Below are 22,696 nucleotides of genomic sequence, written 5' to 3' on the forward strand. Positions count from 1 at the left end.
TTCGGGCTGGGGGTCGTGGGAACAGGACCTGTTCAGCAGGCACCTCGCCGACGGCCCACCAGTACTCTGTGGCAGGGCCTCGGCCGAGCCGTGGAGACCTGCGTCGCTGCCCATCGCGACTGCCTGCGCAATCCTTCACCCACCGGCATGTTGCCGGAGGCCACCCGAACGGCTGCCGGCCGGCCGCAGGGCGACTCGGCTCCCGTCGGCCGGCGGGCCGAGCGGAAGAAGGCAGCACATGCCTTGGTCCACGAGCTCCTTGCCCAGGGGTACTCACGCCGGGCGATCGCCCGGCACCTGGGCTGGGGCCTCAACACCGTGCTCCGGTACGCGAACGCCGCACGCTGGCAGGACACCTTCCGCGATAGCCGGCCCCGGCCCAGCAGGCTGGACCCCTACAAGCTCTACTTGGAGCGGCGATTCGCCGAGGGATGTACCAGTGTCACCCGACTGCACGGCGAGCTGGTTGCCGAGCGCGCTCCTGTCACCTACGGCATGGTCCGCGCGCACATTGCCACTTTGCGCGGGGCTCCATCCGGGGCACCGCCCCGGCCGCCGACAGTGCGGCAGGTGACCGGCTGGATCACCCGTCACCCCGCGACCCTGACCGAGGAAGACCGGGCCGGCCTGAAGGAGGTCCTGGCACGCTGCCCCGAACTACACACGGCAGCCGGACATGTCCGCGACTTCGGCGATATACTCACAGACCGCCTCGGCTCCACGCCCCCCACCTGGATCGATGCAGTCGACGCCAGCCAGCTACCCGGTCTCACCGGGCTTCGCGCTCCATCTGCTCCAAGATCTCGACTCCGTGACTGCCGGGCTCACTCTCGACTGGAGCTCCGGCAGCATCGAGGGCGCCGTCAACCGCATCAAGAAGATCAAGCGGCAGCTCTACGGCCGAGCCGGATTCGGACTGCTCCGCAAGATGATCCTGCTCCAGTGACACTCCGAGACGCCCCCAAGACCCGCACAGAGCCGAGAAGTAGGAAGATTTGCCGCGGGTGTGTGGACCGGGGGTCCATCCAGGTGCCCAGCCGTGGCAGGATGGCGTCATGTTGATCCGAAAGGGCGATGCCGCGTAGGCGTCCCAAGGCCGTCCGTGCAGAGCGGTGGCGGCCACGATGGCAGTATCCGGTCCTGAGGGTCCGCGGTGTCTCCGCGCGAACTCGTGCAGCGATCCGCCGGGTCGAAGACCAGGAGATGTGGCCTAACGCGGTCGCGAATGCGCTCTCTCGCTTCGAGTGGGCCTTCAAGCAACCGGGCCGCTACCTGAACGCCTCCGAGGCCTGCTCGCCTGGGATAGAGGTGGAAGACGCTCGAGACGATCTGGAGCGGGCGATGCTGCACCTTCCTCCCGGAGCCAAGCGGGACTTGGGTCGACTGATCGCGCGCATCGATGAGGAATTCGAGCGCCGCACCTTGCCGGAGCCCAACTACATCGAGTGGGCAATGGACGGCTGGTGGTGGACCAGGATGCGTGAACGCTGACGGAACCGGCCTCGTGCCCCTTCCTTGTAATCGAACGACACGGTTACCCTCCGCGACCGCTCCCCAAGATCTGTGCCAGAACCGACCTCGGTTCTGGCACAGATCTTGGGGAGTCGTTGCGGAGGGTGATGGTGCTGTTCGATGGAGAAGGTTCAAACCCCGGTTGCTCGACTTGAAGGCTCACCTCATATCCTCCGCACATGACTGATGATCCGTTCCAGTGCCGGTGTGTCCTCTGCCATGACTACGGCGACCGGGACGAAGCGGACCGCATGGATCTGACGGTCATCGATCACGTGCAGCAGCACGGATGGCACGTCGTGATGGTTCCCGAAGACGAGATCGGTCCTGGATTCGCCTACACGGTTGGCCTCGCGCACACCCACGGCGGACCTGAAGTCGCCATGTTCGGGCTCGATGTCCACGTCATGCACCGCATGCTCAACACGCTCGGAGAGAAGTCCGCCGCGGGCGAGGTGCTGGCGGATGGCCAGAGCCATCCTGATGTTGTCCACGGGTATCGCGTCGCGCTCAGGCAGGTCGACCGCAGCTGGTACCGGACCTTCTTCGGGCAGGCCATCGGGTTCTACCGGCGGCCGCCTCTCCCCGTGCTGCAGGTCGCGTGGCCTGATGCCGAGGGCCGTTTCCACTGGGATGAGCAGGCTGACGAGAGGCACCGCGACTCACAGCCTCAGTTGTGGCTCCCGTCGCGTGACCATCCTGTCGGGATCTGGACGGCCGATCTCTGATCTCAAGAGGCCGGGAAGCGGAGTTCACCCGCGCGGCGTACGCGCGGCCAGCCGGGCGGGCAGCGCGAGTCGGCGCCCGGGGCGCGGCGGTGAACGCCGCGCGAACAGGAATATCGGCGAGGGGGTCACCACCGCCGCAGCGCCCGTTCGCGCGTCGAAAGCCACCTACAGGTTGGGCTGGTACCCAGTGCGGCGCAGGAACTGCCGGACACCGCGCAGTGTGGTGCGCAGAGTCCGCTGGGTTGCCCGGCTGTCGAGGCGCACGTCGAGCGCGCCGGGAAGGGCGCTGTCGGCCCGCAGGCCCGTGGGCAGTAGGGAGGCATCAAGACCGTCCCGCTCGGCGATGAGCAGGCCAAGCTTGTGACGGCTCACAGCGTCGGAGCCTGCGAGGTGGTGGACGCCGGTCGTGTCGGTGGCCGCCAGCTCCAGGAGGGCGGAGGCCAGGTCGGTGACGTGCACGGGGCAACGGATGTCGTCCGTGAATAGCGCACCGTCGCGCGTGCCATCGGCGAGTTCGTGTACCACCTTCTCGTGGGCAGACCGCCCGTAACCGATGATCAGCGATGTCCGGGCGACAGCAGCCTTCGGATGTACGGCGAGGACGCCGGTTTCTGCCGCAGCTTTGGCCGCGCCGTAGGGGGTGACGGGGTCGGGGAGGCTGGACTCGTCATAGTGGACTCGCGCACCGGAGAACACTGAGTCGCTGGACACGTGGACCATGCGGGTTCCGTACGTCGCCGCGACCATCGCGAGCCGGATGGGGCCCTCTGCCGTGGTCGCCCAGTCGGCCAGGCCGCTCGACGCGTTGAGGACGAGCTGCGGGCGCACCTCGGCCATGATGGCCTCTAGGCTTCCCGCGTCCCGCAGATCAAGGTGGCGCCACGCGGTCGGGGAGGCGGGACCGGGCTTGGTTGCGTACGTCGCGACGGTCGTGTGCCCCGCTGCTGTCGCCTGCCGGACCAGCTCGGTCCCGAGGAAGCCGCTGCCGCCGACGATCAGAACTGTCATTGCGACACCGTAGACCGCCTTCACCGTCAGTGTGTTGGTGGGGGAGGCCAGACATAGCGGACGTCCGGCTCGCGCTCGTCGTTGCGTACTCCGTCGGTTCGCTCGACCGCGATGAAGCCGTGTCGCTCGTAGAACCGGTGGGCTGATTCGTTCACCTGGAACGTCCACAACGCCAGTCCGTCCGGCTGCCGCTTCTTGGCCAGGGACATGAAACGGTCGCCCAGGCCCCGCCCGCGCCGCGCGGGGTCGAGGTAGAGCTGTTTCAGCTCACCGCCGTTGAGAACCATGAGCCCCACCACGTTGCTGCCGGTGACCGCCACCCAGTTCTCATACTGGGGCACGAGCACGCGGGCGAACCAGTCGCGTACGTCGGCTTCGTCGTGGGCGCAGCGCACGGTCGGCAGAGCGGCGGCGAAGGAACGCAGCCACAGATCGGCCGCGGGGCGCGCGTCGGAGTCGTCGGCACGACGAAGAAGGACGTCGTCACTGGTCATGGCAGGGCACCTCCGGCTTTCGAGGGCGTTGACGATGCTTGATGCGGACCTACTCCTCCTCGGCCGCCGGTTCTACTTGCCAGGTCGTCCGAGCTGGTGGAGAGTCCAGCCGGCCGTGCGCCAGGGATCGGGGTCGAGGGTGGTGCGGCAGTCGACGAGCAGGGGGTCGGCCGGACGGTTCACGAGAGCCCGGGGGTCGGCCTGCCGGTACTCCGGCCACTCGGTGGCCAGGACGACGAGGTCGGCTCCGTCGACGGATGCAGCCAGGTCGCTGGTGTAGTCCAGCTCCGGGTTGCGGGCCATGGCGGAGGCCACCGCCTGCGGGTCGTGAACGGTGACGTTGCCACCGGCCTGCTGGAGGGCGTGGGCGAGGGCCAGGGCCGGGGACTCGCGTACGTCGTTGGTGCCGGGCTTGAACGCGGCGCCCCACACGGTGACCCGGATCCCCCTGACGGGACGGTTACCCAGAGCGTCGCGGATGAGGTCCATGGCGACGTCGGTGCGGCTCTCGTTGATCTTCTCGGCGGCGCGCAGGAGGGTGGCGGCCTGTTCGGCGCCGAGCTGGCGGGCGGAGGCGGTGAAGGCGCGGACGTCCTTGGGGAGGCAGCCGCCGCCGTAGCCGATGCCGGGCCTCATTCCGCCGCTGCCGATCCGCGGGTCGATGCCGAGGATCTCCACGATCTGGGAGACGTCGCCGCCGGCGGCTTGGCACATGTCGGCGACGGCGTTGATGTAGCTGATCTTCAGGCCGAGGAAGGTGTTCGCGGCGCCCTTGGCGAGTTCGGCGGTCTGCGGGTCGGTGACGAAGATCGGGACACCGGCGTCCAGGATCGGCGCGTACACGGCACGGATCGCTTTTTCTCCCTCGGCGGTGGTGACGCCGGCGATGAGACGGTCGGGGCGCAGCGTGTCCTGCACCGCGTGGCCCTCGCGCAGGAACTCCGGGTTCCACACGACGTCGACGTCCTGGCCGGCGGGGGCGAGGCGCTGGGCGAGAGCCGTGACCTGAGCGGTGGTGCCTACGGTGACGGTGCTCTTGCCGACGATCGTGCACGGCCGCGTCAGGAGAGGGGCGAGCTGGCGGACAGCTCCGTAGACCTGTGCGGTGTCGTAGGAGCGGCCGTCGGCGTCGATGGGGGTGCCGACGCCGATGAAGTGCAGGTCGGCAAAGTCGGCGGCCTCACGGATGTCGGTGGTGAACCGCAGGCGTCCGCTCGCGGTGTGGACGGCGAGGAGCTCGGGGAGCCCGGTTTCGAAGATGGGGCACTGACCGGCATTGAGCCGGTCGACCTTGGCCTGGTCGACGTCCACGCCGATGACCTCGTGGCCGAGCTCGGCCATGGCCGCAGCGTGCGGGATGCCGAGGTGACCACAGCCGATCACGGAAACACGCATTGCAGATCCTTGTCTCGTCGGGGGGCACGCCGGGCACGGTGTGCCCCCCGACGCTATCGGTGCCGAACTCTGTCTGAGAAAAGCCGAGTTCGCTCAGATGTTCGTGTTGATGTTCAACAGACGCTCTAGGTCGCTGATCGCGGTGGCGGCCGTCTGCCGTACGACCACGTCACCGGTCTGCGGGGCCTCCAGCGGGTAGTCGAACCACGTGCCGTCCGGACGGGGGAATCCCTCCGGGTTGACCAGGAACACCTTGAGCCCGGCCGCGCGGGCCCGCTTGGCCACCCACCGCCGGTCGGCGTGCAGCCCGATCACGACCAGGGCCTTCGCCTCGGGGTGGAAGGTGACCGGCGGGATCCGCTGGTCGTAGCGGCGCATGAACCGCTCCTCGAACCCAGCGCGCGCCCCCAGGCGATGTGCCGGGCGTTGGTGGACGGGGGCGGAACTGTCCTCGTTCGCGGGCGGACCATTCGACGTTCGGACAGCGGTGGCCGCTATCCCGTCCGAGGTCAAGGACGGATTCCTCCTCGACCAAGTCCCCTGGCAGCATTTCCCGGCGGGAGATCGTGTCAGGGGCGCCGTTCACCTGCTACACACGAACGACTCGCCTGTTCGCACGGGAGCAGGCGTTGTGGATGGCATGTGTGCCAACGACATGCGGGCCGCGGCCGTTCTCGCTGCGCCGTTCCTGATCCGCATCGCCGCCGATACCGGCCACCCCTACCGTGCCGGCGCGCTCTCAGAGGCCTCCACCCCGGCACGCGCCCGCTACCTAGGTGTGGCCTCCCGCGACGAACTACTGCTCCACCGCGCCGACACCCAGGACGGCGATCCGTACGACGACTATGGCGTTGAGGTGACCGGCTACCCTGCTGGTTGGTCGGTTGCCGCCGCCCGGGCCGCGATCACCGCCGACATAGCTCTCCTGCAGCCCCTTCTCGGTGACCCTGACCCGTCGATACGCATCCACGCCGCCTACACACTGGCCGCCGCCGCAGACCACGACCACGCGGTCCGTGCTTCCTGCCAAGACCGGCTCGCCGCCGAGCAGGACCCGGCCGTCAGAGCCGCCTTGGTCCTCGCCACCGCTGAAGTGACCCGAACCCATCCCCACTTGCCGACCCTCGCGTGGATGCGAGAGCTGTGGCGGCAGCAGACACAGGCGCCCGAGGTCCGGCTGGCCGCCGCGATCGGCTGGCTGTGCCTCACCGATGAACCCGTCCCCGACGACTTGCGCGCCGCCGTCGACGACCTCGCCACCGACGAGCGCGCCCACGCCATGGACGCCCTGCCCTGGATGGCCATCGCCAGCGGATCCGACGAGACCGGACTGCAACGCTGCGTCCGGAAGATGCTCCATCCCGACCAGCCCGACCCTCCGGATTGCGACGACCCGTGGGCCTCGCGCCGTTGACGGCGAGAGCAAGCCACCAACGTTAGATCTTCACCCGTACGACTGAGACAGGCCGCGTCTGAGTCCGTGCACGCTGACGCTAAGAACAGGCCGAGGGCGCCGCTCGATTGAACGAGACGCCCTGGTGCAGTTAAGGACCAAGATGAGAAGACGGGACACCACCGAAGCGGTCATCGGCGCCGTCACCGGCACCTTGACCCGCCCGCAGCTCCTGATCCTCGGCCGCCGCGACCAGGACGGCCGGCTGCGCGCGGTCGGCCGCACCGTACCGCTACGCCCGGACGCCTCCCGGCAGGTCGGCGAGCACCTGGCCGCCGCCGGCCCCGGACACCCGTGGACCGGCGTACGGTTCGCGGCGTCCTGGGGATCCAGAGAGGCCCTGCTCGCGGTCCTGGTCCGCCCCGAGCTGATGGCGGAGATCAGCGCCGACCGCGCGATCGACCACGGCGGCGTCTTCCGCCACCCGCTGCGCTTCCGGCGGCTACGCCTGGATGTGAGCGTGGACGATGTCCCGCGGTTCGGGGCGGGGTTGGCTGCGGGCTGAGCCGGCAGGCGCAGTCACCGCAGGCAAATAGAAACAGGGCCGACCCTGGTGTGGGCCGTGCATGTGCGGCACTCGCGCGGCAACGCGGTGCTGTTGTTGTGCCATCCAGTCCGCTCACGCGTACGAAGACTCACGGTTCGTCGACAGCTACCGGACTGCGGAGGGTCGTACGGCCGCGCAGGGTGCGGTCCAGGGCGGTGCGCAGGGACATCCCGATGGTCGGGATGGCCGCCCTGGTGGTTGAGCGCGGGGTGGACATGGGGGAGGGCCGGACCCGGGAGGCGCGGGAGATCTGGGACCGGCTCCGGCCGAGCCAGCGCGAGCAGGGGCGCTTCCGGCTGCTGGCGGCGAGGCTGCTGGTCGCTGAGGGCCATGTGGCCGCCGCCCGGCGGCTGTTCGAGGACGGCATAGAGGTCCCCGACTTCCGCGAGGGCGACGGGATCCTCTCCGAGGTCTGGTCCACCCTGACCCACGTCCCCCTCCCGGCCCGCTACGACTTCCGGATGCGCCCGCAGTAACCCGCCGGTAACGGTGCGCGAACTTCTCCTGCGGCGCTACGGTGCACGAGGGTGTTGCTTGGTCTTCGACCGTTCGGCTGAGGGGGGAACGGGGATGCTGGAGCAGGCGTTGACGGCACTGGCCGCCGCGGGCGGGTCGGCAGTGGTGCAGGCCGCGGGAACGGACGTGTGGACGGGGCTGAGGCAGGCGGTCGCCCGCTGGTTCGGCCGCGGAGAACAGCAGCGCGAACAGGCGGAACTGGAGCGCCTGGACCGGACCGCGGGCGAACTGGAAACCGCGGACGCGGACGAGGCCGAGGCGGAGCGGGCCCGCATCCGGCAGGCGGCGGCCTGGCAGGCCCGGTTCGAAACCCGCCTCGAAGACCTGGGGGCCACCGAGCAGGCCCAGGCTGCCGAAGAGCTGCGCGCCCTGCTGGCCCGGCACACCCCCCACGGCGGAGCGTCGGCCGGCCAGGGCGGGCTGGCCGTCGGAGGCAACGTGGACATTCGCGCCGACCGGGGCGGGATCGCCGCGGGTGTCATCAACGGGGGTGCTCGCATCAGCAACCCTCCGGTGCCGGATTCGTCACAGGGCTGAACGAACCGGCCGCCGCCCCCAGCCCACCACCCACCAGTACGCCGGCCACTCCCGACGGGTCCGCGCATCTCACGGTGCGGGCAGACCAAGGCGGCGTCTCCCTCGGCTCCGTGGGCGACGGCGCCCGGTTCACCTTCAACGGCGTACCACCGCTGTGGACGGGCTCTCCGGACCCCGACCGTACGCGCTCCGGGCATGGGCACGGGCACACGCAGGCGTGGCCGCCGCCCGGGCCGGGCGTTCCCTTGGCCGTCCCGCAGCGCAGGGTCGCGTCGGGCCGTCTGCGGGGACGCACCGAGCTGGTGACCGGATCGGATCGAAAATCCACTTGATCACCGATCGGAACGGCCTGCCTCTCTCACTGGGTATCTCCGGCGCGAACATGCACGACAGCCTCGGTCTGGAACCGCTTGTGCGGGGCATCCCGCCGATCCGTTCCCGGCGAGGACCTCGTCGACGGCGCCCCGCCAAGCTCCAAGCAGACAAGGGCTACGACTACAACCACCTACGCCGTTGGCTCCGCAAACGCGGCATTCGCCACCGCATCGCCCAGCGGGGCATCGAGTCCTCACGACGACTCGGCCGTCACCGGTGGGTCGTCGAACGGACCGTGTCCTGGCTCGCCGGCTGCCGTCGCCTCCACCGCCGCTACGAGCACAAGGCTGAACACTTCCTCGCCTTCGTCGGCATAGCCGCAGCCCTCATCTGCCACCGCCGCCTCACCAAACGAAACGATGTCTAAAGGAGTACGCGGACAAGTCCTTCGCGGACGTTCGCGAAGGCGGCGAGGAAGCCGGGGAAGTACCCCTGCAGGTGGGAGCGGAGCTTGTCGGCGGCCTGGGTCCGGTCCCAGACCGCGTCCTGCTGGGCCCGAGCGAGGACGGCGATGGCCTGGACGAGTTCGCTGTCAGCGGGCAGCGGCCGGTGGGCGGGCTTGTCCGTACGCAGGATGTTCGCCAGGACCATGGCGTCGAGGTGGTCGGACTTCTTGCGGGCGACCGCGTGACGTTCTCTATAGCGGGCTGCGGCCATCGGGTTGATCGCGTACATGGGCCGGCCGGTCGCCCGAAGGCAGGAGACCAGCAATCCGTGGGAGGTCTCGATGGCCACCGGTATCGGCGTGTCCGCAGTGTCGCCGTGTGCGGTGAGCAGGTCGAGGAGCTGTTGCAGGCCCGTGGCGTCGTCGTCGATCCGGGCCCTGCCCAACAGGGTCCCTTCGTGGTCCACCACCGCGACGTCGTGGTGATCGCTGGCCCAGTCGATGCCGCAGAACACTTTCACCGGGTTCAGGTCCTCTCGGTCGGGGTGTGTTGCTGCTGGTCGCAGCCGTGCGGGGCACGCGTCTCCCTAATGGAAGGGCTCGATGGCCCTGCATCCGATTAGCCGTTCGTGACCCCAGCGATCCGCAGGGCCCTCGGTCTGTGAGGGAGCTCGTAAGGCTCCTGGCTCTTTGAGAGGTGACCCCTGCGAACGGCTTGAACCACGGACTTCAACGATCCGGTCGTCGGCCTTGGTTCCTCGCAAACGCGGTGGCAGCGGACGGGACCGGGGGCCGGATCTTGACCAAGGGATCAAGTCCCAGGGATGTGTCACGACTATCCCGGTACCGACTGCTGCCACCGCGAACGGGAGGTGAAGCCGGAGGCCGCGCTCTTTTTGAAGACCTCAAGGGCCGGGTAACGGGTAGCGATCCACCGACTTCGATGCCCATTAGGTAACGGGGGGTGCGGAAGGCCAGGTCTTCGTAGGTAAGGAGGCGGCTGACCTGGCCGCCTCCCAGACCTCGGCCCAGGTGGCCGCCGGCATCCGGATGCCGCTGGCCGCGCTCTCCCAGAAGCTCTGGGACCCCTGCCCGCCGCAGGCCGCCTGGCCGCAGTTCCAGGCCCTCGCCGGCCGCCTGGCCCCCTGACCCCGACCGGTGGGCGGTCACGGGCATCCGCGGGGCGGGGGCGGAGGTCCGCACTCCGCAACAACGGGATCCCGGCCCGGTGACGAACCGCGTCCGGCCGTCGCCCCGGCTGGATCCCGGGGGTTACGGTGCGGCGACGCCGGAATCCGGGAGAGGGAGAAGACCATGAGAGCGGTTCGGAGGCAGGCGGCCATGGCCGCCCTGGCGGTGTGCGGCGTGCTGGCGCTCACCGCCTGTCAGAACGGCGACGACCTGGCCGCGCCGGACGCGAAGCCGACCGCAGCCGCACCGGCCCCGCCCACCGCCAGCGCCACGGTCGCCGTGCCGGCCCCCTCGAAGACCGGCGCGGCGCCCAAGCCCTCGGCGACCGCCACCCCGGCGGGGAAGAATCCACCCGCCCCGGCCCCGCCCCCCGCGCCGACCTGCGGCGCCGACCACAGGATGCCGGTCTCGCCCGATACGATCGCCGTGCACCGCTACACGCCCGAGGGCGGCATGACCAACCTCATCGTCCAGCACGGCACGTACGGCTGCCCCGGGCGCTTCGAACCGTCGGGCGCGTGGACGTACATCCCGATCTCGGAGAAGGCCAAGATCACCGCGACGGCGCCGATCCTCCCTTCGGAGGTGATGGGCAAGCCCATCTCCACCAGCGAGCTGACCTCCTGGCTGGACACCCACCCGGACAAGGGCCTCCCCTTCCGCTACCACCTGAACGCGGAAGGGGTCATCGACACCCTCGACGAGATCTACGTGAAGTAGCCCGCTGCCGCCGCCTACCAAATGGAGTCGACCCACTCCGGGTGGTCGATGAACGGGTTGCGGTTGTGCTGGTAGGTGTCGTAGATGACCTGGTTGCGGCGCTGCTCGAAGGCGTCCGGCGGGTCCATCTGGTTCCACTGCTTCAGCAGGCTGATCCGGCCGAAGAGGGGGGGGTGCCCCTATGGGTTGGTCAAGGTGATGGGGCGGGTTGGGGTTCGTAGAAGGTGCCGTCTCCGAGCATCGCGAAGAGCACGTCGGCTCGTCGTCTGGCGAGGCGGAGGAGGGCTTGGGTGTGGTGCTTGCCCTGGCTGGTCTTCTTGTCGTAGTAGGCCCTGGAGACGGGGTCGGCCAGGGCGGCGAACGCGGAGAAGTGCGGCCGGGTCGGTGCCCGGGACCACGACAGTCTGTTCGTCCAGCGCGCACCCTGCGGCCCTGAAAGCACCTCCACGAGACAACGACGTCGCTCCCCCGCGCTCGCCTCGAAGACCCCCGCGTTCTTCATCGCCTTCGACGCGCTTCTTAAATATTCATAGCCAAGCAGTTGAATTCATCTCATATCAGGATGCCCCCCTGGGGCCAGGGTGTAGATTTGTAAATGTATGGCGCGCGCCATACCGTCAAATGGAGAATAGAATGGAGTACGGTCATGACCGAATCGCGCGACGAATCTGGCGAACTCGTGATGCTCACAGTCGAGCCAGGGGAGATGGAACCGACGCTGGAGGCTTTGGCGGACGCGGGATTGACGCCCGTGGCTGTTAGCGGTACTGCAACGTCTTGCGGCCCCACCGGCTCAGGTGGTTGGACGTGTACCGACCGCGACCACGTTTGAAGCAATTAGGGCGCTCTGCCGGATGCTTCCCGCTACTACAGCAGAGAAAGCGATGCGTGTGCATGGATAGTAAAGTAAGCCCGCCGAACACAACACCTCAGCCATTCAATCCTACTGCCGAGCCAGTGAACGTTCCAGTCGGTATTCAGGCTATCGATCTACCTGGTTCAATCGCCGATTATCTTCGGCTCCTTGGAGCAGACTCTCGCCCTGTGCTTGATGCCACCCAGGTGTGGATCACGCAGTCAGGAGGGAAGCTGAAGATGTACTTTGGGGATGTCGAGCATGGGGCCGTTGATTAACCAGCTCGGCCTCCTTGCGTGATCAGTAGATCACACATCGCCTTAGCCAACGGAATTCCTGTAAGCTCTTCGAGCCAGTACCACTGCCCGTTCGGATTGATTTCAAGGAATACATATTCACGTTCAGGGGTGAGAACGAGGTCGATGGCGCCAAACTGCAACCCGAGGCGCCTCACAAGCTGGATACAGAGCGCGCCGATACCTGTCGGCAATTCCATTGGTTTGTGAGCCAATGTGTAAGCTGGCGCTCGACGAAAGTCCACGCGCGACTGGCGTACCGCCTGAGACGCAATCCCGACCGCGAAGACATTCTCCCCCATAACAGTGACTCGAATGTCCATCGATTTGGGGATGAATTCTTGCAGATATGTCGGGCCAAATCGGACTGACTCAATCTCATTCATGTCATTGTCGGTGACAAGGTGAGTGTAAATCGTACCCGCCCGATTTGGGTAGAGGATTCCTGGGTCCGCGAGGACCTTAACAATCACCCCTTGACTGCAGGAGGAAATGAATGCCGAAGCCTTAGCTACATCGTTTGTAATAGTGAAGCGAGGGATTCGAAAGCCCATGTCGCTGGCAATCCTGAGCTGTGTCACCTTTACGGAGGACCTTCTTACGGCTTCCGGATCGCTCACCCAGCCCTTCAGAAACCCCCCTCCCCATAGACCGCGGATCAGGTGAGTGCATTCATTGCGTACCCACTCTTGTTCCTCGGTCAAGAGCAGGTCAGATAGCTCGAAACCGCCTGGTCTCCGATACCAGACTGCGGTAACGTTGGAAAGGTCAATAAACTCATTGTCGTCACGGGCGAGGAATGCCCGTACGCCTGTTCTGGTGGTTTCCACGGAGACGCGAGAACATCCTGGAAACTGTGCAGGATCGTAGACCCCCCATTCCGCTCCTCGGCGGGAAAGCTCCGAAGTGACCGGCTCGACATGCCCGTCCAGCTCTGAGTTAGTGACGATCAAAATCAAGGTGTGCAACCCAAGTCCGAGAACTCAACATCTTGACAGTTCGACGTGGCATTCAACGACCCTGTAAAGCGTGCGCGCATAATGAAGTAGCCCTCACCCTCTGACAGTTCATTAAAGTCTTCGAACTCAATCCATTCGACACCTACACGCAGAGTAAAGGGAATTGGGCGATCATCCCAGTGCTCGGACTTGCCTTCCACTCTTGCAGAATCGTTCTTTACTGACATCGTTGGCGGCCCCCCCTGTTTTCGTCAAGTTTGATCCGAGTCGCGGTCGCCACACGCCCAGCCCGGCCCCGACTTACTGCAGCTGGTTCCAGTGCTCTGGCCAGACGTGCGAGTCAGTCCAGCGTCCCCCAGTGCCTTCAGGGTTGCTTCCATCTGACCTGGCTCAACAGTGAGCATCAAGAGTTCTTTAGAGTCGTCGTAGGATTCGGTCATGACGGTGCTCCATTCTATTTCTTCCATTGGTGGGATGGTGCGCGCCTGCACCTACAAATCTACCCCTGTCCCCTGAATTGCGCATCCGGCATATTGAATGACAATTCAACTTTTTGATCATGGTTGTTTGCGTTTAGATGACAGTGAAAGTACTCTCGCGCGTTTGGCGGCCGGGATGAGGAAGAACTTTCCACCGCGCATCCTCGTCCGCTACAGCTCAACGCCCGGCTGTTGAGTGCGAGTTGGGCAGTCGCTGGCATGCAACCACAGGAATTGGCGCTGCTTGCCAACGACGCAGACGTCACGTCATGGGGTCTGTCGGGCCCAGATCGGGGGGTGAGTTGTGCGCCCGGTAGACAACGAACGGGCAGATGGCGCAGGCACGTGAGCCCTCCTGGGCGAACCACCGGCAGTCGGCTCTGATTGCGCATCGTGGCAGGCCAGAGTCCGGTGCCTCCAGCACCGTGTCGGCCCCTGCGCTAATCAAGCGGCCGACGAGGGAACAGTCCCGACCACTCCAGTACTCGCAGCAGTCCTGTCGGCAGCCGTCGGCGAACCGGAACCGCGACTCGGGGTCGCCGTGCTGCCCGCAGGCCTCAGAGAACGTCTTGTCGACAGCGAGCGGGGGGCGCAGGTACCCAAGGCGCCCGTTCTCCCCCAGTACGGCGATGAGCACAGCACCCTCGTGGCACGTGGAGCTCGGGCATGTCATTCCCGCCGTTGCTGCCGCAGGGAGTGGTGATGAGCAGGCGCCGGAGGCCGGTCCGGGCATTTAGGCCCTCGCCTGCTTGACGCGCATCCCCCGTGTGTGGCCCGGCTGGCCCAATGACTCCGCCGCAAGGCCCTTTTCAAGGAGGTCGGTGGATCGACCCTCGACATTGAAGCTGGCCAGCTCGGTGAGCACTGCCTTCCGGATAGCGGCGTCGATGCGCTGCACCACCTCGTCAGGCAACTCGATCCCGTCGATGTCGACCTGAAACTTTTGACCCCTATTCGGCATGGGCAAAGTCTCCTTTCCACCCGGTCTTCGGCTCTCAACCAGCTGCGAGGGGCACGCGCTCGGTGGCAACCACCCTTGGTGAGCTAAACATTGCGCTGGGCGCCGCGCCACTGACCACGACCGTATGGGTGACGCTGCCGCTTCGCGAGCTGTTGACCGGGGCAGCAGACGTGAGCAGGAAGTGGCAGGCGGCGGCCGGAGGCGGTGGTGATGGTGGCTCGTCCGGAGTGGGCCGGGAACCTTTGTTTGGGCTGGTCAGTCTGCCAGTGGGTCTCTACATGGCGACCGACAGCCATGCGTTCCACTTCCATCAACTCCAGTGAGGCACCTTCGGACCACGCCTGCGGTCCGGAGAAGTGGAGCGTGCAGGAGCTGGAGTCCGCCGCGGCGGCCGCGTCGCCGACGTGACGATGGCGGCTGCCAGTGCATCCGCCGCGTTCGTGTACGAGATCTTTCGTGTGTCTCCCCATCAGGCCTGTGTCGTTGGCGTGCGCGGGCGAGGTCGGCAATCCGCTGAGGCGTCCCCCGGAGTGTGGACACGGGGGTTCATGCTGCGAGTGTGAGTTCACGTGCTCTCTGCTGTTGCTGTTCGAATTCGGCAGATGAAAGGTAGTCGAGGGCGCTCTGGCGTCTGCGGGCGTTGTAGTAGGTGAGCCACTGGAAGATTTCCAGCCTCGCCTGATGCATCGTCGAGAACAGGCGCTGGCGCATCGTCTCCCTCTTGAGCCCCTGCCAGAACGACTCGGCGAGGGCATTGTCGTAGCTCGAGCCGACGCGGCCCATGCTCCTGCGGATCCCGAAACCATCACAGACCTGCGCGAACGCGGCCATACGTGTACTGCGAACCCCTGTCTGCGTGGAAGATCACTCCGTCGACGTTGCCGCCGCGGGTCGCCGCCGCCATTTTCAGCGCATCGATGACCAGCTCGGCGCGTATGTGCGAGGCCATCGATCAGCCGAGCACTCGGCGTGAACAGATGGCCAGGACGCAGGCGAGGTACAGCTATGAGCCGCCGACCTGCACGTATGTGATGTCGCCGCACCACTTCTCGTCCAACTGCACGGCGGAGAAGTCGCGTTGGATCAGGTCCGGGGCGGGCGGTGCGAGCCGGTCAGGGACCTTGGTGCGCTTGCGGCGCCGGAGGTGGCGGCCCTCGAGCCGGTTGATGCGCATCAGGCGTTCGACGCGCTTGTGGTTGAACGTGTGCGCGCGCCGGCGATCCACCGGTAGTAGCCCGAGCGAGACACCCGAAGGACCTGGCATATCCGCTGGACGCCGAGCGTCTCGGCGTGGGCGGAGACAAAGTCTCAGAGGCGGGTCTTCACTTCATCTCCTTGGCGAAATAGGCCGCTGCCCGGCGCAGGATCTCCCGCTCGAGTTCCCACTCCTTCTCCGCCTTGCGCGGTCGGCCGTTCTCCGCGCGCAGCCGGGCCAGTTCCTCATCACGGCTCTCCACGCTCTGCTCACCGTAGCTGTGATCGCGGCCCGCGTGCTCGTCGGCTTGGCGCACCCAGCTCCGCAGCGTCTCACCGGTCACCCCGACATCCGCCGCGACCGCCGCATACGTGCGCTTCCCGCCCGCTGCGCGATACAGCGCGACAGCGTCGTTCCTGAACTCCGCCGGATACGGAGACCTACGTCCCACCAGGACACCTTCCCGTGGATCAGCAAGATCCATTGTCGGAGTGTCCACACCACAGGGGTCGCCTCAGCGCGGTGCGTCACCAAGGGCGGGACCAGGATGCCTCCCGCTGCCCACTCGGCTGGCCCACTGGCCGGACCTACCACTCCTTCAGTCCACTGCGCCCGCCGGGGTGGGCGCAGTGAAGCCCCTGGCTGGGCCTTTCGATCCAGGCTGCACTCCCGCACGGCGGCCGATGACACCGTCTTGAACACATTCAGAGAGCCGCCTACCCCGTGAGTCGGTTCACTTACGGGCATGTGGACACGCGTTGGCCGGGCCTTAACGGTCGTGACATTCAGCGTCTTGATGGTGGTAGCTGCCGCTCCCCCGAATTCTGTGGCGGACAGGATCTGCGCTGCGGCGAAGGGACACCTCGAGGCTGGCTCACTTGACCGCGCGAAGAAGCTGTATGAATCAGTGAAGCCGGCCGACGACGAGCTCAACTGTGCCGTGGAAGGCCTTCAGCTCGTGGCAGTGGCGCGTCAGGCGGCGGCGGAGCAGGTCACAAACGGCAAGCGGCTGATTCGCTCGGGAGACCTCAAGGGGGCGGAGCGGATGTTCCGCGCCGCACTGAAGTTTGATGCGGCCAACGCGGGCGCGGTGGCGGGTATTGCTCGGGTGGCAGATCTGGAGAGTCGTCCCCTGCCGACGGCACAATCGAACTGGGATCGGTTTTACGCAGACTGGGTTCTTCCCCTGGGCAGACTTGCACTCTTCAGCACGATCGGTCTCCTGGCGCTCTATGCGCTCGCAGGTCTGTCCTCGCGGCTTTTAGTAAAGGTGGGCTCGGTTGCCTGGCCGACCGGGGCCAAGCGGATCGCTGGAGGCGCTGGCTGCGCGCTGCTGATCAGCGCGGCAATCATGACGCCTCTGTTCGCCATGTTTAATCCGTTCACCCCGACGTGGATGCAATGCTGGATCGCAGCGTTGGCCATTTTCGTGATTGGGGCCGGCACTTTCGGGGTGGTGTGTTGGGCTACTCGGAGTCGCCTCAGGCACTGGATGACTTTGCTTGTCTCACTCGGCGTTGTGGTCGTGGCAGCGATTGTCGTTCTGATGGTGCCTATCGCTTACGAGACGCGCTTGATGGTGGCCCACGCCGCTCTTGCTCTGATCGGTGTGGTGTTGACCGCGGCCGCGTTCGGGCAGAACCTGCGTCTCCAAGTGGAAGTGCAGCAGCCCGACGGGAAGGTAAACGCGGCCGCCACCGACTACCTGCTGGCCCGGATGAAGGGGCTGGGCACGGAGACACCGAAGGCTCTCGATCGGGCCACTTCCGCTCTGGCCACCACCCCTCTGAGTCAGATCCCCAACGAAGAGCTGAGCGTGCTGCCCGCTGGCAATGTCGTCGGGGCGCTGTCGCGTCTGTTCTTCGCCCTTCGACCCGACCTCACATGGCGGGCACGCGTGACGCTCGTGGACGACAACAGGGTGGCGACCGCCATCTCCCGCAACGGGCGGCACGCGGCAAGCGCGGTGTTCAGCAGGATGGAACTCGGGCTCCCCTTGGACACCGACCAGGACCGGGCAAGGGCGCAGATGCTCACCGGCGCTGCAGCCTTTGTCCTGGTACACCTCAGCGAAGTGCACCAGGAACTGAAGGCAGACCTGTGCGGGGCCCGGCAATGGAAAAGCGTCGCGCTGCAAGTCATCGCCAAGAGCAAGTCTCTCCTGGACGAGGGTGAGGATCGAAGCGTGCGGCGTGTGGATCTTCTGTCCCGGGCCACGGACGAGGATCCAGGGAACACGCTGGCACGTTTCGAGTACCTGTGGGCGGGATACGAAGAAACCCCGCACGAAGAAACGGACTTCGCGTCATTCGCGCGGACCCTCGATAGAGAGTACAAAAGGTCAGGCCTATCGGAAAAGCCTGACGCAGAGGAAGGCTGGGTGCCGCTGAAGATCCGCGTTCTCTACAGCAGCACTACCCAGTGGCTCAACGCCTACGTGCATGCCCGAGACAAGGGAACCCATGCGGACGCCGGTGCGCCCACATTTTTGGGGGACGCGGAGAAGTCTGCGAAGAGGCTTCACGACCTGTGTTCGAAATCCTGGAACTGCAAGCAGCTACAACACCAAGCCGAGGAGATGCGCCCGTTCGCTGTGAACCTTCTGCGCTGTATCGACGCTTTGAAGGGCGTGAACCTGGATAAAATCACAGGAGAGCATTCCCACGAGGGCGTCGATCCGTCACCACGGCTGACCTACGATCACGCGTGCCTGCACATGTTTTTGGCCAGCCAGACCAAGCTGACTCGCAAGACTCGCAAGCAGCAGCGCGATCAAGCGCTCGACGATCTCCAGTTCGCGCTCGTCACAGACCGCGACCGTAACGACGCCGCCGAGGATCCTTGCTTTCGTAAGCTGCGGTCCGACGAAAGGTTCAGGCAGCTGGTACATGCGCAGCCACCCCGGGAATTTCTTGACCTGCCGGCGTTCGTCGCACATCGTGCGAAGCTTCAGGAAGCGGGTATCGCCACTGCTGATGATGTCCTTCGTCGCACCCACACCACTCAGCTTCGGATGCAGCTGGCCGAACATCTGAGCGTTTCGGCCGTCACCATCCGGCAGATGCGCGACGTGGGGTTGCTAGCACGAGTCCATGAGGACCTGGGCGACCCCCTGATGCTGCACCTGATCCTCAGTGTGGGCATCGCCTCCCGAGAAGCATTGCGGGATGCGGCACGCCGCGATGAGAGCGAACTCCTACGTCTGATTCGAACTCGGGCTACTGAAGAGCGCCTGACCAGCCTGGCGGGAGTGCAGAAGCCTCAGTCGTGGTTGGTAGCCGTCCAACGCAAACGCCGTCCCTGGTGGCGCTGACCACAGCTCATATTCTCGCCGCATGGGCTACGGAGGGGCCAACAAGGTGGAGTAGTCGGCGGCGCGATTCCCCTGCATTGTGTCACCCGCGACGGCCCTGGACTCCCGGACTGTAAGCATGACGATGCCGGCCGCTCGCGGACCGCAAGCTCGTTGGACCGCAAGACTGTCAAGACGGGCCTTGACCCCGGATTTTGGACACCGGAGACACTTGGATCTTGATGGTCCAGGAGAACGGAGTCCCCGTGGGGATGAAGCACTACCCCGCCGAGTTCAAGGAGGACGCGGTCGCGTTGTACCGGTCGAGGCCGGGAGCGACGGTCAAGTCGGTCGCCGCTGATCTCGGGGTGAACACCGAGACGCTGCGGAACTGGATCCGGGCTGCCGACGGGCGCCGCCCCGGCTCCCACTCGACACAGCCGGCCGCCTCGCAGGCCAGCGGTGACGACGTTCAGGCGGAGTTGGCCGCAGCCCGGAAGAGGATCCGCGAGCTGGAGGAAGAGCGCGACATTCTCCGCAAGGCGGCCCGGTATTTCGCAGGGGAGACGCGCTGGTGGGCCGGCGGTGGCCGCGACGGGGATCGGGATTTCGAAGTGGACGGTCCCGTAGCCGCCGTGCTCGCCGGTCATGCGGGCGTCGCAGACCTCGTCGGCCATGCTGCGCCAGAAGGCTTCCGCGCCCGGGATGTCGACGTTCGTGTGCAGGTAGATCGTGTCGTAGCCGGGGACGCCGGCGGCGAACTCGCAGGCTTTCCTGACCATGGGGCGGGCCAGTCCGTGCCTGCGGTGGTCCGGGCGCACGTACACCCTCAGGAGCTGCGCCGAGGCAAGCCAGCAGGAGAGCGGTACGGACACTCGTCGCGTCGGCGAGTATGTCCGCAGTGGCGGCGCCGACGGGCTGGCCGCCCCAGGCGATCATGCGAGCCGTCGTGTTGACCCGGGCCTGGAGTCCCAAGGTCCGCCTCGGGTAGGCGCACTCGTGCGTGCTGGTCCTGCTCGGGGTGCGGTTGGACGGAACCAAGGAGCTGATCGCCCTTGCGGAGGGCCTGCGGGAGAGCACCGAGTCGTGGGCGGACCTGTTGCGCGACTGCCGCCTCCGGGGCATGCGCGACCCCGAACTCGTCGTCGGCGACGGCGCGATGGGGCTCTGGAAGGCGCTGGCCGAGGTGTTCCCCGCCGCCCGGCATCAAAGGTGCTGGGTGCACAAGGCCCGGAATGCCGCGAACGCCCTGCCAAAGTCCGCACAGCCGGGCGCGACGAAGGCGATGCGGGAGATCTACAACGCCGAGGACCGGGCGCACGCCGAGCAGGCGATCGAGGCATTCGCCTGCACCTACGGGGCGAAGTGGCCCAAGGCCGTCGCGAAGATCACCGAGGACCGGGAGGAACTGCTGGTGTTCTACGGCTTCCCGGCCGAGCACTGGATCCGCCTGCGGACCACGAACCCCATCGAGTCCACGTTCTCCACCGTCAAGCTGCGGACCAAGGTCACCCGCGGGGCCGGCAACCCGCCGCCGCGTTGGCGATGGTGTTCAAGCCGGTCGAGTCCGCCCAGGTCCGCTGGCGCGCGATCACCGGTGCCCACCTCGTGCCCGTGGTCCGCGCCGGCGCCAGGTTCGAGAACGGCATCCTGGTCGAACGTCCCGAGGCCGCTGTGGCCTGATCACAGGTCAAACTCGAACTTGACCCGCGCCAGGTCAGAGCCTATCCACGCCGTTGCGCCGCCGATCGAGTTTCCGTAGCCGACCTGTCCGACTTGCCCGCGACAGAGCCAATAAGTCCACAAGCCCCTGGTCCATCGTGAACGGGAACCTTCGTTGGCCCGCGACGGCCAGCGCCTCGCGGGCGCGCTTGGGCAGCGACGCGTGTCAAGCGACTGTTTCTCCGCGGCGGCGTGTGTAGTACGCGTACGTCACGGCCAGGAGAAGTGGGCCCCACAGAGTCAGCGGGAGAGTGGCCGCTGCTGCAAGCGCCTTCCACCATCCGCTGGAGTACTCGACAAGGGGCACCCCGCCGATGTGGAGGAAGGCGAGAGGCAGGGGATCCCACAGCGCGATCAGCGCCAGACCGCCCAGAGTGGCCGGGACGATCGCAGCCAGTGGTGGAATGCGCTTGCCGCCGATGACCGGGAGCCATGAGGGTGCCACTTCGCCCCACCGGGCCACCAGGCCGAAGGAGAGATAGGCCAGTCCCTCGGAGAGAAGGCTGAGTCCGAAGACATACAGGATCACCCACCAGTGCCATGTCTTGTGGACCGCGTAGACCTGGCCCATCTCGTAGTCGAATGCGAACGGTAGACGCCACAGGCACGACGGGACGACGACGAGGGGTATGAGCTGGGCGCAGCGGATGGCCCACCTTGGGACGGGCCGCGCGGTGTCACCGACCGGCGGGGAAGGATGAAGCGTCTTGATTCCCATGAGTCGAGCTTCGCTGCTCGGTGAACGCCCGGGATCCGACTCAAGACGGGTTCGGTGATCATCTCTGCGATGGACATCGAGTCCCCCGCACGGGGGAACCCGGGCGAACCGTTTCACATCACCGCTGGTCGCACGTCCGCCCCGCCGCCAGGTCGGAGAACCGCCGCTTGATCGAGCGTCCCACGACCGCTGCAGCTGATCACACGTCACTCAATCCACAACTCTTGACAATTACTCCGCCGATCAGAGTGCCACTGTCGTCGTGGACGGGGAGGCCGCCGGCGTAGGGGATCAGGCCCCCGTTGGTGTACTCAGTCGCGGGAGCCGGGCCGCCGGGCTTGCAGAACTCCCACAGGTCCTCGCTCGGCCCGTTGAAAAGGATCGAGGTCTTGGCCTTGGCGAGTGCGATGTCGATCGAGCCGAGGATCGCGCCGTCCAAGCGGGCGAAGGCCAGCAGGTGTCCGCCGCCGTCGACGACGGCGATGTTCATCGGGACGCCGATCGCCACCGAGCGGGTGTGGCCCCTCTCGACCATGGTTTGGGCCGTATCCAGGTCGATGCTCATGGCGTTTGCCCCGGTCGTCAGCGGTGCGAGTTCGTGGTGCCTCTGTCGGGAGCGTCGATCTGTTCGGCGATCCAGGAGGCTGCGAACGTGGTCCAGGCCGCCGCGTCACCGGCCCCTCGGGCGAGCCCGAGACTGTGGGGGCCGTGCGCGAATACATGGACTGTGTGCGGGACGTCGTGCGCGGCCAAGGCCGCGGCGAGGCGGTAGGTGTGCTCCGGAGGGACGTAGATGTCCTCGGCGGTGTGCCACAGGAAGAACGGTGGTGACTGGGCGGTCACGAGCTTGTCCAGCGATGTCTCACGCCGCAGGTCCGGCGAGGCGTCTTCACCGAGCAGGATGATCCGCGAGGGCCGGTAGGTCTCGGTCTCCATCGACGTGATCGCGTAGCCGAGTACGGCGAACTGGACCGACTCGCGTAGGTCGGCGGTCGGTGCGAGCGCGGCGTGCCCGGCCAGGTGCCCTCCTGCGGAGAACCCGATCAGACCGATACGCTCGGCGCCCTGTTCGCGGCGGCGCCGGATCTCGGCGCGCAGCGCCAGCAGGGGCTCGGGATGGCGCGCATGAAGCGGGTACCGGAACACGCTCGCCGAGATGCCGATCCCACCGAGCCAGCCGGCGACCGGCTCCGCTTCGTGTGCCGAATGCGCCGCGTACCCGCCGCCGGGGAGCACGATCACGTGGATTGTCGCAGCCCGGGCCGCGCTGACGTCTGCGCGGAGCGACCCCGTCGGTTCGTGCTGACTCTTCACCGCTGACCTCCGTATCGTCCATGGACGGCGTCGCCGGCCTGCT

General features: G+C 66.5%; 19 protein-coding genes and 7 pseudogenes. 13 read left to right on the forward strand and 13 right to left on the reverse strand.

The window, feature by feature from the left end:
- Positions 1 to 204 precede the first annotated feature (204 nt).
- The 3 genes and pseudogenes from ACZ5WG_RS38425 to ACZ5WG_RS38435 form a co-directional block, all read left to right on the forward strand.
- Positions 205 to 946: pseudogene (locus tag ACZ5WG_RS38425) on the forward strand (transposase); the annotation flags it as partial.
- 257 nt (positions 947 to 1,203) lie between these two features.
- Positions 1,204 to 1,491 (forward strand): hypothetical protein, encoded by a 288-nt coding sequence (locus ACZ5WG_RS38430; protein WP_468729302.1) that lies wholly within the window; start codon positions 1,204 to 1,206, stop codon positions 1,489 to 1,491.
- A 200-nt stretch (positions 1,492 to 1,691) separates the two neighbouring features.
- Entirely contained in the window at positions 1,692 to 2,240 is a 549-nt protein-coding gene (locus ACZ5WG_RS38435; RefSeq protein ID WP_468729303.1) for a DUF4262 domain-containing protein, read from the forward strand.
- A 165-nt stretch (positions 2,241 to 2,405) separates the two neighbouring features.
- Here the strand turns inward: ACZ5WG_RS38435 and ACZ5WG_RS38440 are convergent, their stop codons facing one another.
- The 4 genes from ACZ5WG_RS38440 to ACZ5WG_RS38455 form a co-directional block, all read right to left on the reverse strand.
- Positions 2,406 to 3,248 carry an SDR family oxidoreductase gene (locus ACZ5WG_RS38440; protein WP_468729304.1) on the reverse strand — a complete coding sequence of 281 codons (843 nt, stop codon included), beginning with the start codon at positions 3,246 to 3,248 and terminating at the stop codon, positions 2,406 to 2,408.
- Positions 3,249 to 3,274: 26 nt separating this feature from the next.
- Positions 3,275 to 3,742, reverse strand: coding sequence for a GNAT family N-acetyltransferase (locus ACZ5WG_RS38445; protein WP_468729305.1), 468 nt, complete (start codon positions 3,740 to 3,742; stop codon positions 3,275 to 3,277).
- A gap of 72 nt (positions 3,743 to 3,814) precedes the next feature.
- Positions 3,815 to 5,137, reverse strand: coding sequence for a UDP-glucose dehydrogenase family protein (locus ACZ5WG_RS38450; RefSeq protein WP_468729306.1), 1,323 nt, complete (start codon positions 5,135 to 5,137; stop codon positions 3,815 to 3,817).
- 93 nt (positions 5,138 to 5,230) lie between these two features.
- Complete coding sequence (locus ACZ5WG_RS38455; protein ID WP_468729307.1) at positions 5,231 to 5,515, reverse strand: hypothetical protein; 285 nt, start codon at positions 5,513 to 5,515, stop codon at positions 5,231 to 5,233.
- Positions 5,516 to 5,777: 262 nt separating this feature from the next.
- Here ACZ5WG_RS38455 and ACZ5WG_RS38460 point away from each other — a divergent pair, with 262 nt between their 5' ends.
- The 5 genes from ACZ5WG_RS38460 (at position 5,778) to ACZ5WG_RS38480 (ending at position 8,932) form a co-directional block, all read left to right on the forward strand.
- Complete coding sequence (locus ACZ5WG_RS38460) at positions 5,778 to 6,551, forward strand: hypothetical protein (protein ID WP_468729308.1); 774 nt, start codon at positions 5,778 to 5,780, stop codon at positions 6,549 to 6,551.
- Positions 6,552 to 6,693: 142 nt separating this feature from the next.
- Positions 6,694 to 7,095 (forward strand): hypothetical protein, encoded by a 402-nt coding sequence (locus tag ACZ5WG_RS38465; RefSeq protein ID WP_468729309.1) that lies wholly within the window; start codon positions 6,694 to 6,696, stop codon positions 7,093 to 7,095.
- A gap of 197 nt (positions 7,096 to 7,292) precedes the next feature.
- Positions 7,293 to 7,613, forward strand: a complete 321-nt coding sequence (locus tag ACZ5WG_RS38470; protein ID WP_468729310.1) for a hypothetical protein — start codon at positions 7,293 to 7,295, stop codon at positions 7,611 to 7,613.
- Between the two features lie 94 nt (positions 7,614 to 7,707).
- Positions 7,708 to 8,190 carry a hypothetical protein gene (locus ACZ5WG_RS38475; RefSeq protein ID WP_468729311.1) on the forward strand — a complete coding sequence of 161 codons (483 nt, stop codon included), beginning with the start codon at positions 7,708 to 7,710 and terminating at the stop codon, positions 8,188 to 8,190.
- A gap of 217 nt (positions 8,191 to 8,407) precedes the next feature.
- Positions 8,408 to 8,932 carry an IS5 family transposase gene (locus ACZ5WG_RS38480; RefSeq protein WP_468729312.1) on the forward strand — a complete coding sequence of 175 codons (525 nt, stop codon included), beginning with the start codon at positions 8,408 to 8,410 and terminating at the stop codon, positions 8,930 to 8,932.
- Positions 8,933 to 8,940: 8 nt separating this feature from the next.
- Here ACZ5WG_RS38480 and ACZ5WG_RS38485 read toward each other — a convergent pair.
- Positions 8,941 to 9,471: pseudogene (locus ACZ5WG_RS38485) on the reverse strand (IS110 family transposase); the annotation flags it as partial.
- A 793-nt stretch (positions 9,472 to 10,264) separates the two neighbouring features.
- Between ACZ5WG_RS38485 and ACZ5WG_RS38490 the strand changes: the two are divergent.
- Entirely contained in the window at positions 10,265 to 10,861 is a 597-nt protein-coding gene (locus ACZ5WG_RS38490) for a hypothetical protein (protein ID WP_468729313.1), read from the forward strand.
- A gap of 14 nt (positions 10,862 to 10,875) precedes the next feature.
- On the opposite strand, the pseudogene ACZ5WG_RS38495 reads toward ACZ5WG_RS38490, so the two are convergent.
- From ACZ5WG_RS38495 to ACZ5WG_RS38510, 4 genes and pseudogenes are all read right to left on the reverse strand, one after another.
- A pseudogene (locus ACZ5WG_RS38495) lies at positions 10,876 to 11,040 on the reverse strand (endonuclease); the annotation flags it as partial.
- 11 nt (positions 11,041 to 11,051) lie between these two features.
- Positions 11,052 to 11,228: pseudogene (locus ACZ5WG_RS38500) on the reverse strand (IS110 family transposase); the annotation flags it as partial.
- 763 nt (positions 11,229 to 11,991) lie between these two features.
- Positions 11,992 to 12,972 (reverse strand): MvdC/MvdD family ATP grasp protein, encoded by a 981-nt coding sequence (locus ACZ5WG_RS38505; RefSeq protein WP_468729314.1) that lies wholly within the window; start codon positions 12,970 to 12,972, stop codon positions 11,992 to 11,994.
- Between the two features lie 1,212 nt (positions 12,973 to 14,184).
- A complete protein-coding gene (locus tag ACZ5WG_RS38510; protein ID WP_468729315.1) occupies positions 14,185 to 14,412 on the reverse strand; it encodes a hypothetical protein in 228 nt (75 codons plus the stop codon).
- Between the two features lie 62 nt (positions 14,413 to 14,474).
- Here ACZ5WG_RS38510 and ACZ5WG_RS38515 point away from each other — a divergent pair, with 62 nt between their 5' ends.
- Positions 14,475 to 14,735 (forward strand): hypothetical protein, encoded by a 261-nt coding sequence (locus ACZ5WG_RS38515; RefSeq protein ID WP_468729316.1) that lies wholly within the window; start codon positions 14,475 to 14,477, stop codon positions 14,733 to 14,735.
- A 223-nt stretch (positions 14,736 to 14,958) separates the two neighbouring features.
- Here the strand turns inward: ACZ5WG_RS38515 and ACZ5WG_RS38520 are convergent.
- Positions 14,959 to 16,058 (reverse strand): annotated as a pseudogene (locus tag ACZ5WG_RS38520) (IS3 family transposase).
- 327 nt (positions 16,059 to 16,385) lie between these two features.
- Between ACZ5WG_RS38520 and ACZ5WG_RS38525 the strand changes: the two are divergent.
- The 3 genes and pseudogenes from ACZ5WG_RS38525 to ACZ5WG_RS38535 all read left to right on the forward strand — a co-directional run.
- Positions 16,386 to 18,920, forward strand: a complete 2,535-nt coding sequence (locus tag ACZ5WG_RS38525; protein WP_468729317.1) for a DUF4332 domain-containing protein — start codon at positions 16,386 to 16,388, stop codon at positions 18,918 to 18,920.
- A 251-nt stretch (positions 18,921 to 19,171) separates the two neighbouring features.
- Positions 19,172 to 19,408, forward strand: a pseudogene (locus tag ACZ5WG_RS38530) (transposase); the annotation flags it as partial.
- Between the two features lie 491 nt (positions 19,409 to 19,899).
- A pseudogene (locus ACZ5WG_RS38535) lies at positions 19,900 to 20,582 on the forward strand (IS256 family transposase); the annotation flags it as partial.
- 205 nt (positions 20,583 to 20,787) lie between these two features.
- Here the strand turns inward: ACZ5WG_RS38535 and ACZ5WG_RS38540 are convergent.
- From ACZ5WG_RS38540 to ACZ5WG_RS38550, 3 genes are all read right to left on the reverse strand, one after another.
- On the reverse strand, positions 20,788 to 21,339 hold the full coding sequence (locus tag ACZ5WG_RS38540) for a hypothetical protein (RefSeq protein WP_468729318.1): 552 nt from the start codon (positions 21,337 to 21,339) through the stop codon (positions 20,788 to 20,790).
- 199 nt (positions 21,340 to 21,538) lie between these two features.
- Entirely contained in the window at positions 21,539 to 21,904 is a 366-nt protein-coding gene (locus tag ACZ5WG_RS38545; RefSeq protein ID WP_468729319.1) for a GlcG/HbpS family heme-binding protein, read from the reverse strand.
- 17 nt (positions 21,905 to 21,921) lie between these two features.
- Positions 21,922 to 22,653, reverse strand: coding sequence for an alpha/beta hydrolase (locus tag ACZ5WG_RS38550; RefSeq protein ID WP_468729320.1), 732 nt, complete (start codon positions 22,651 to 22,653; stop codon positions 21,922 to 21,924).
- Positions 22,654 to 22,696 lie beyond the last annotated feature (43 nt).

Source organism: Streptomyces sp. NPDC032745 (assembly GCF_055579465.1).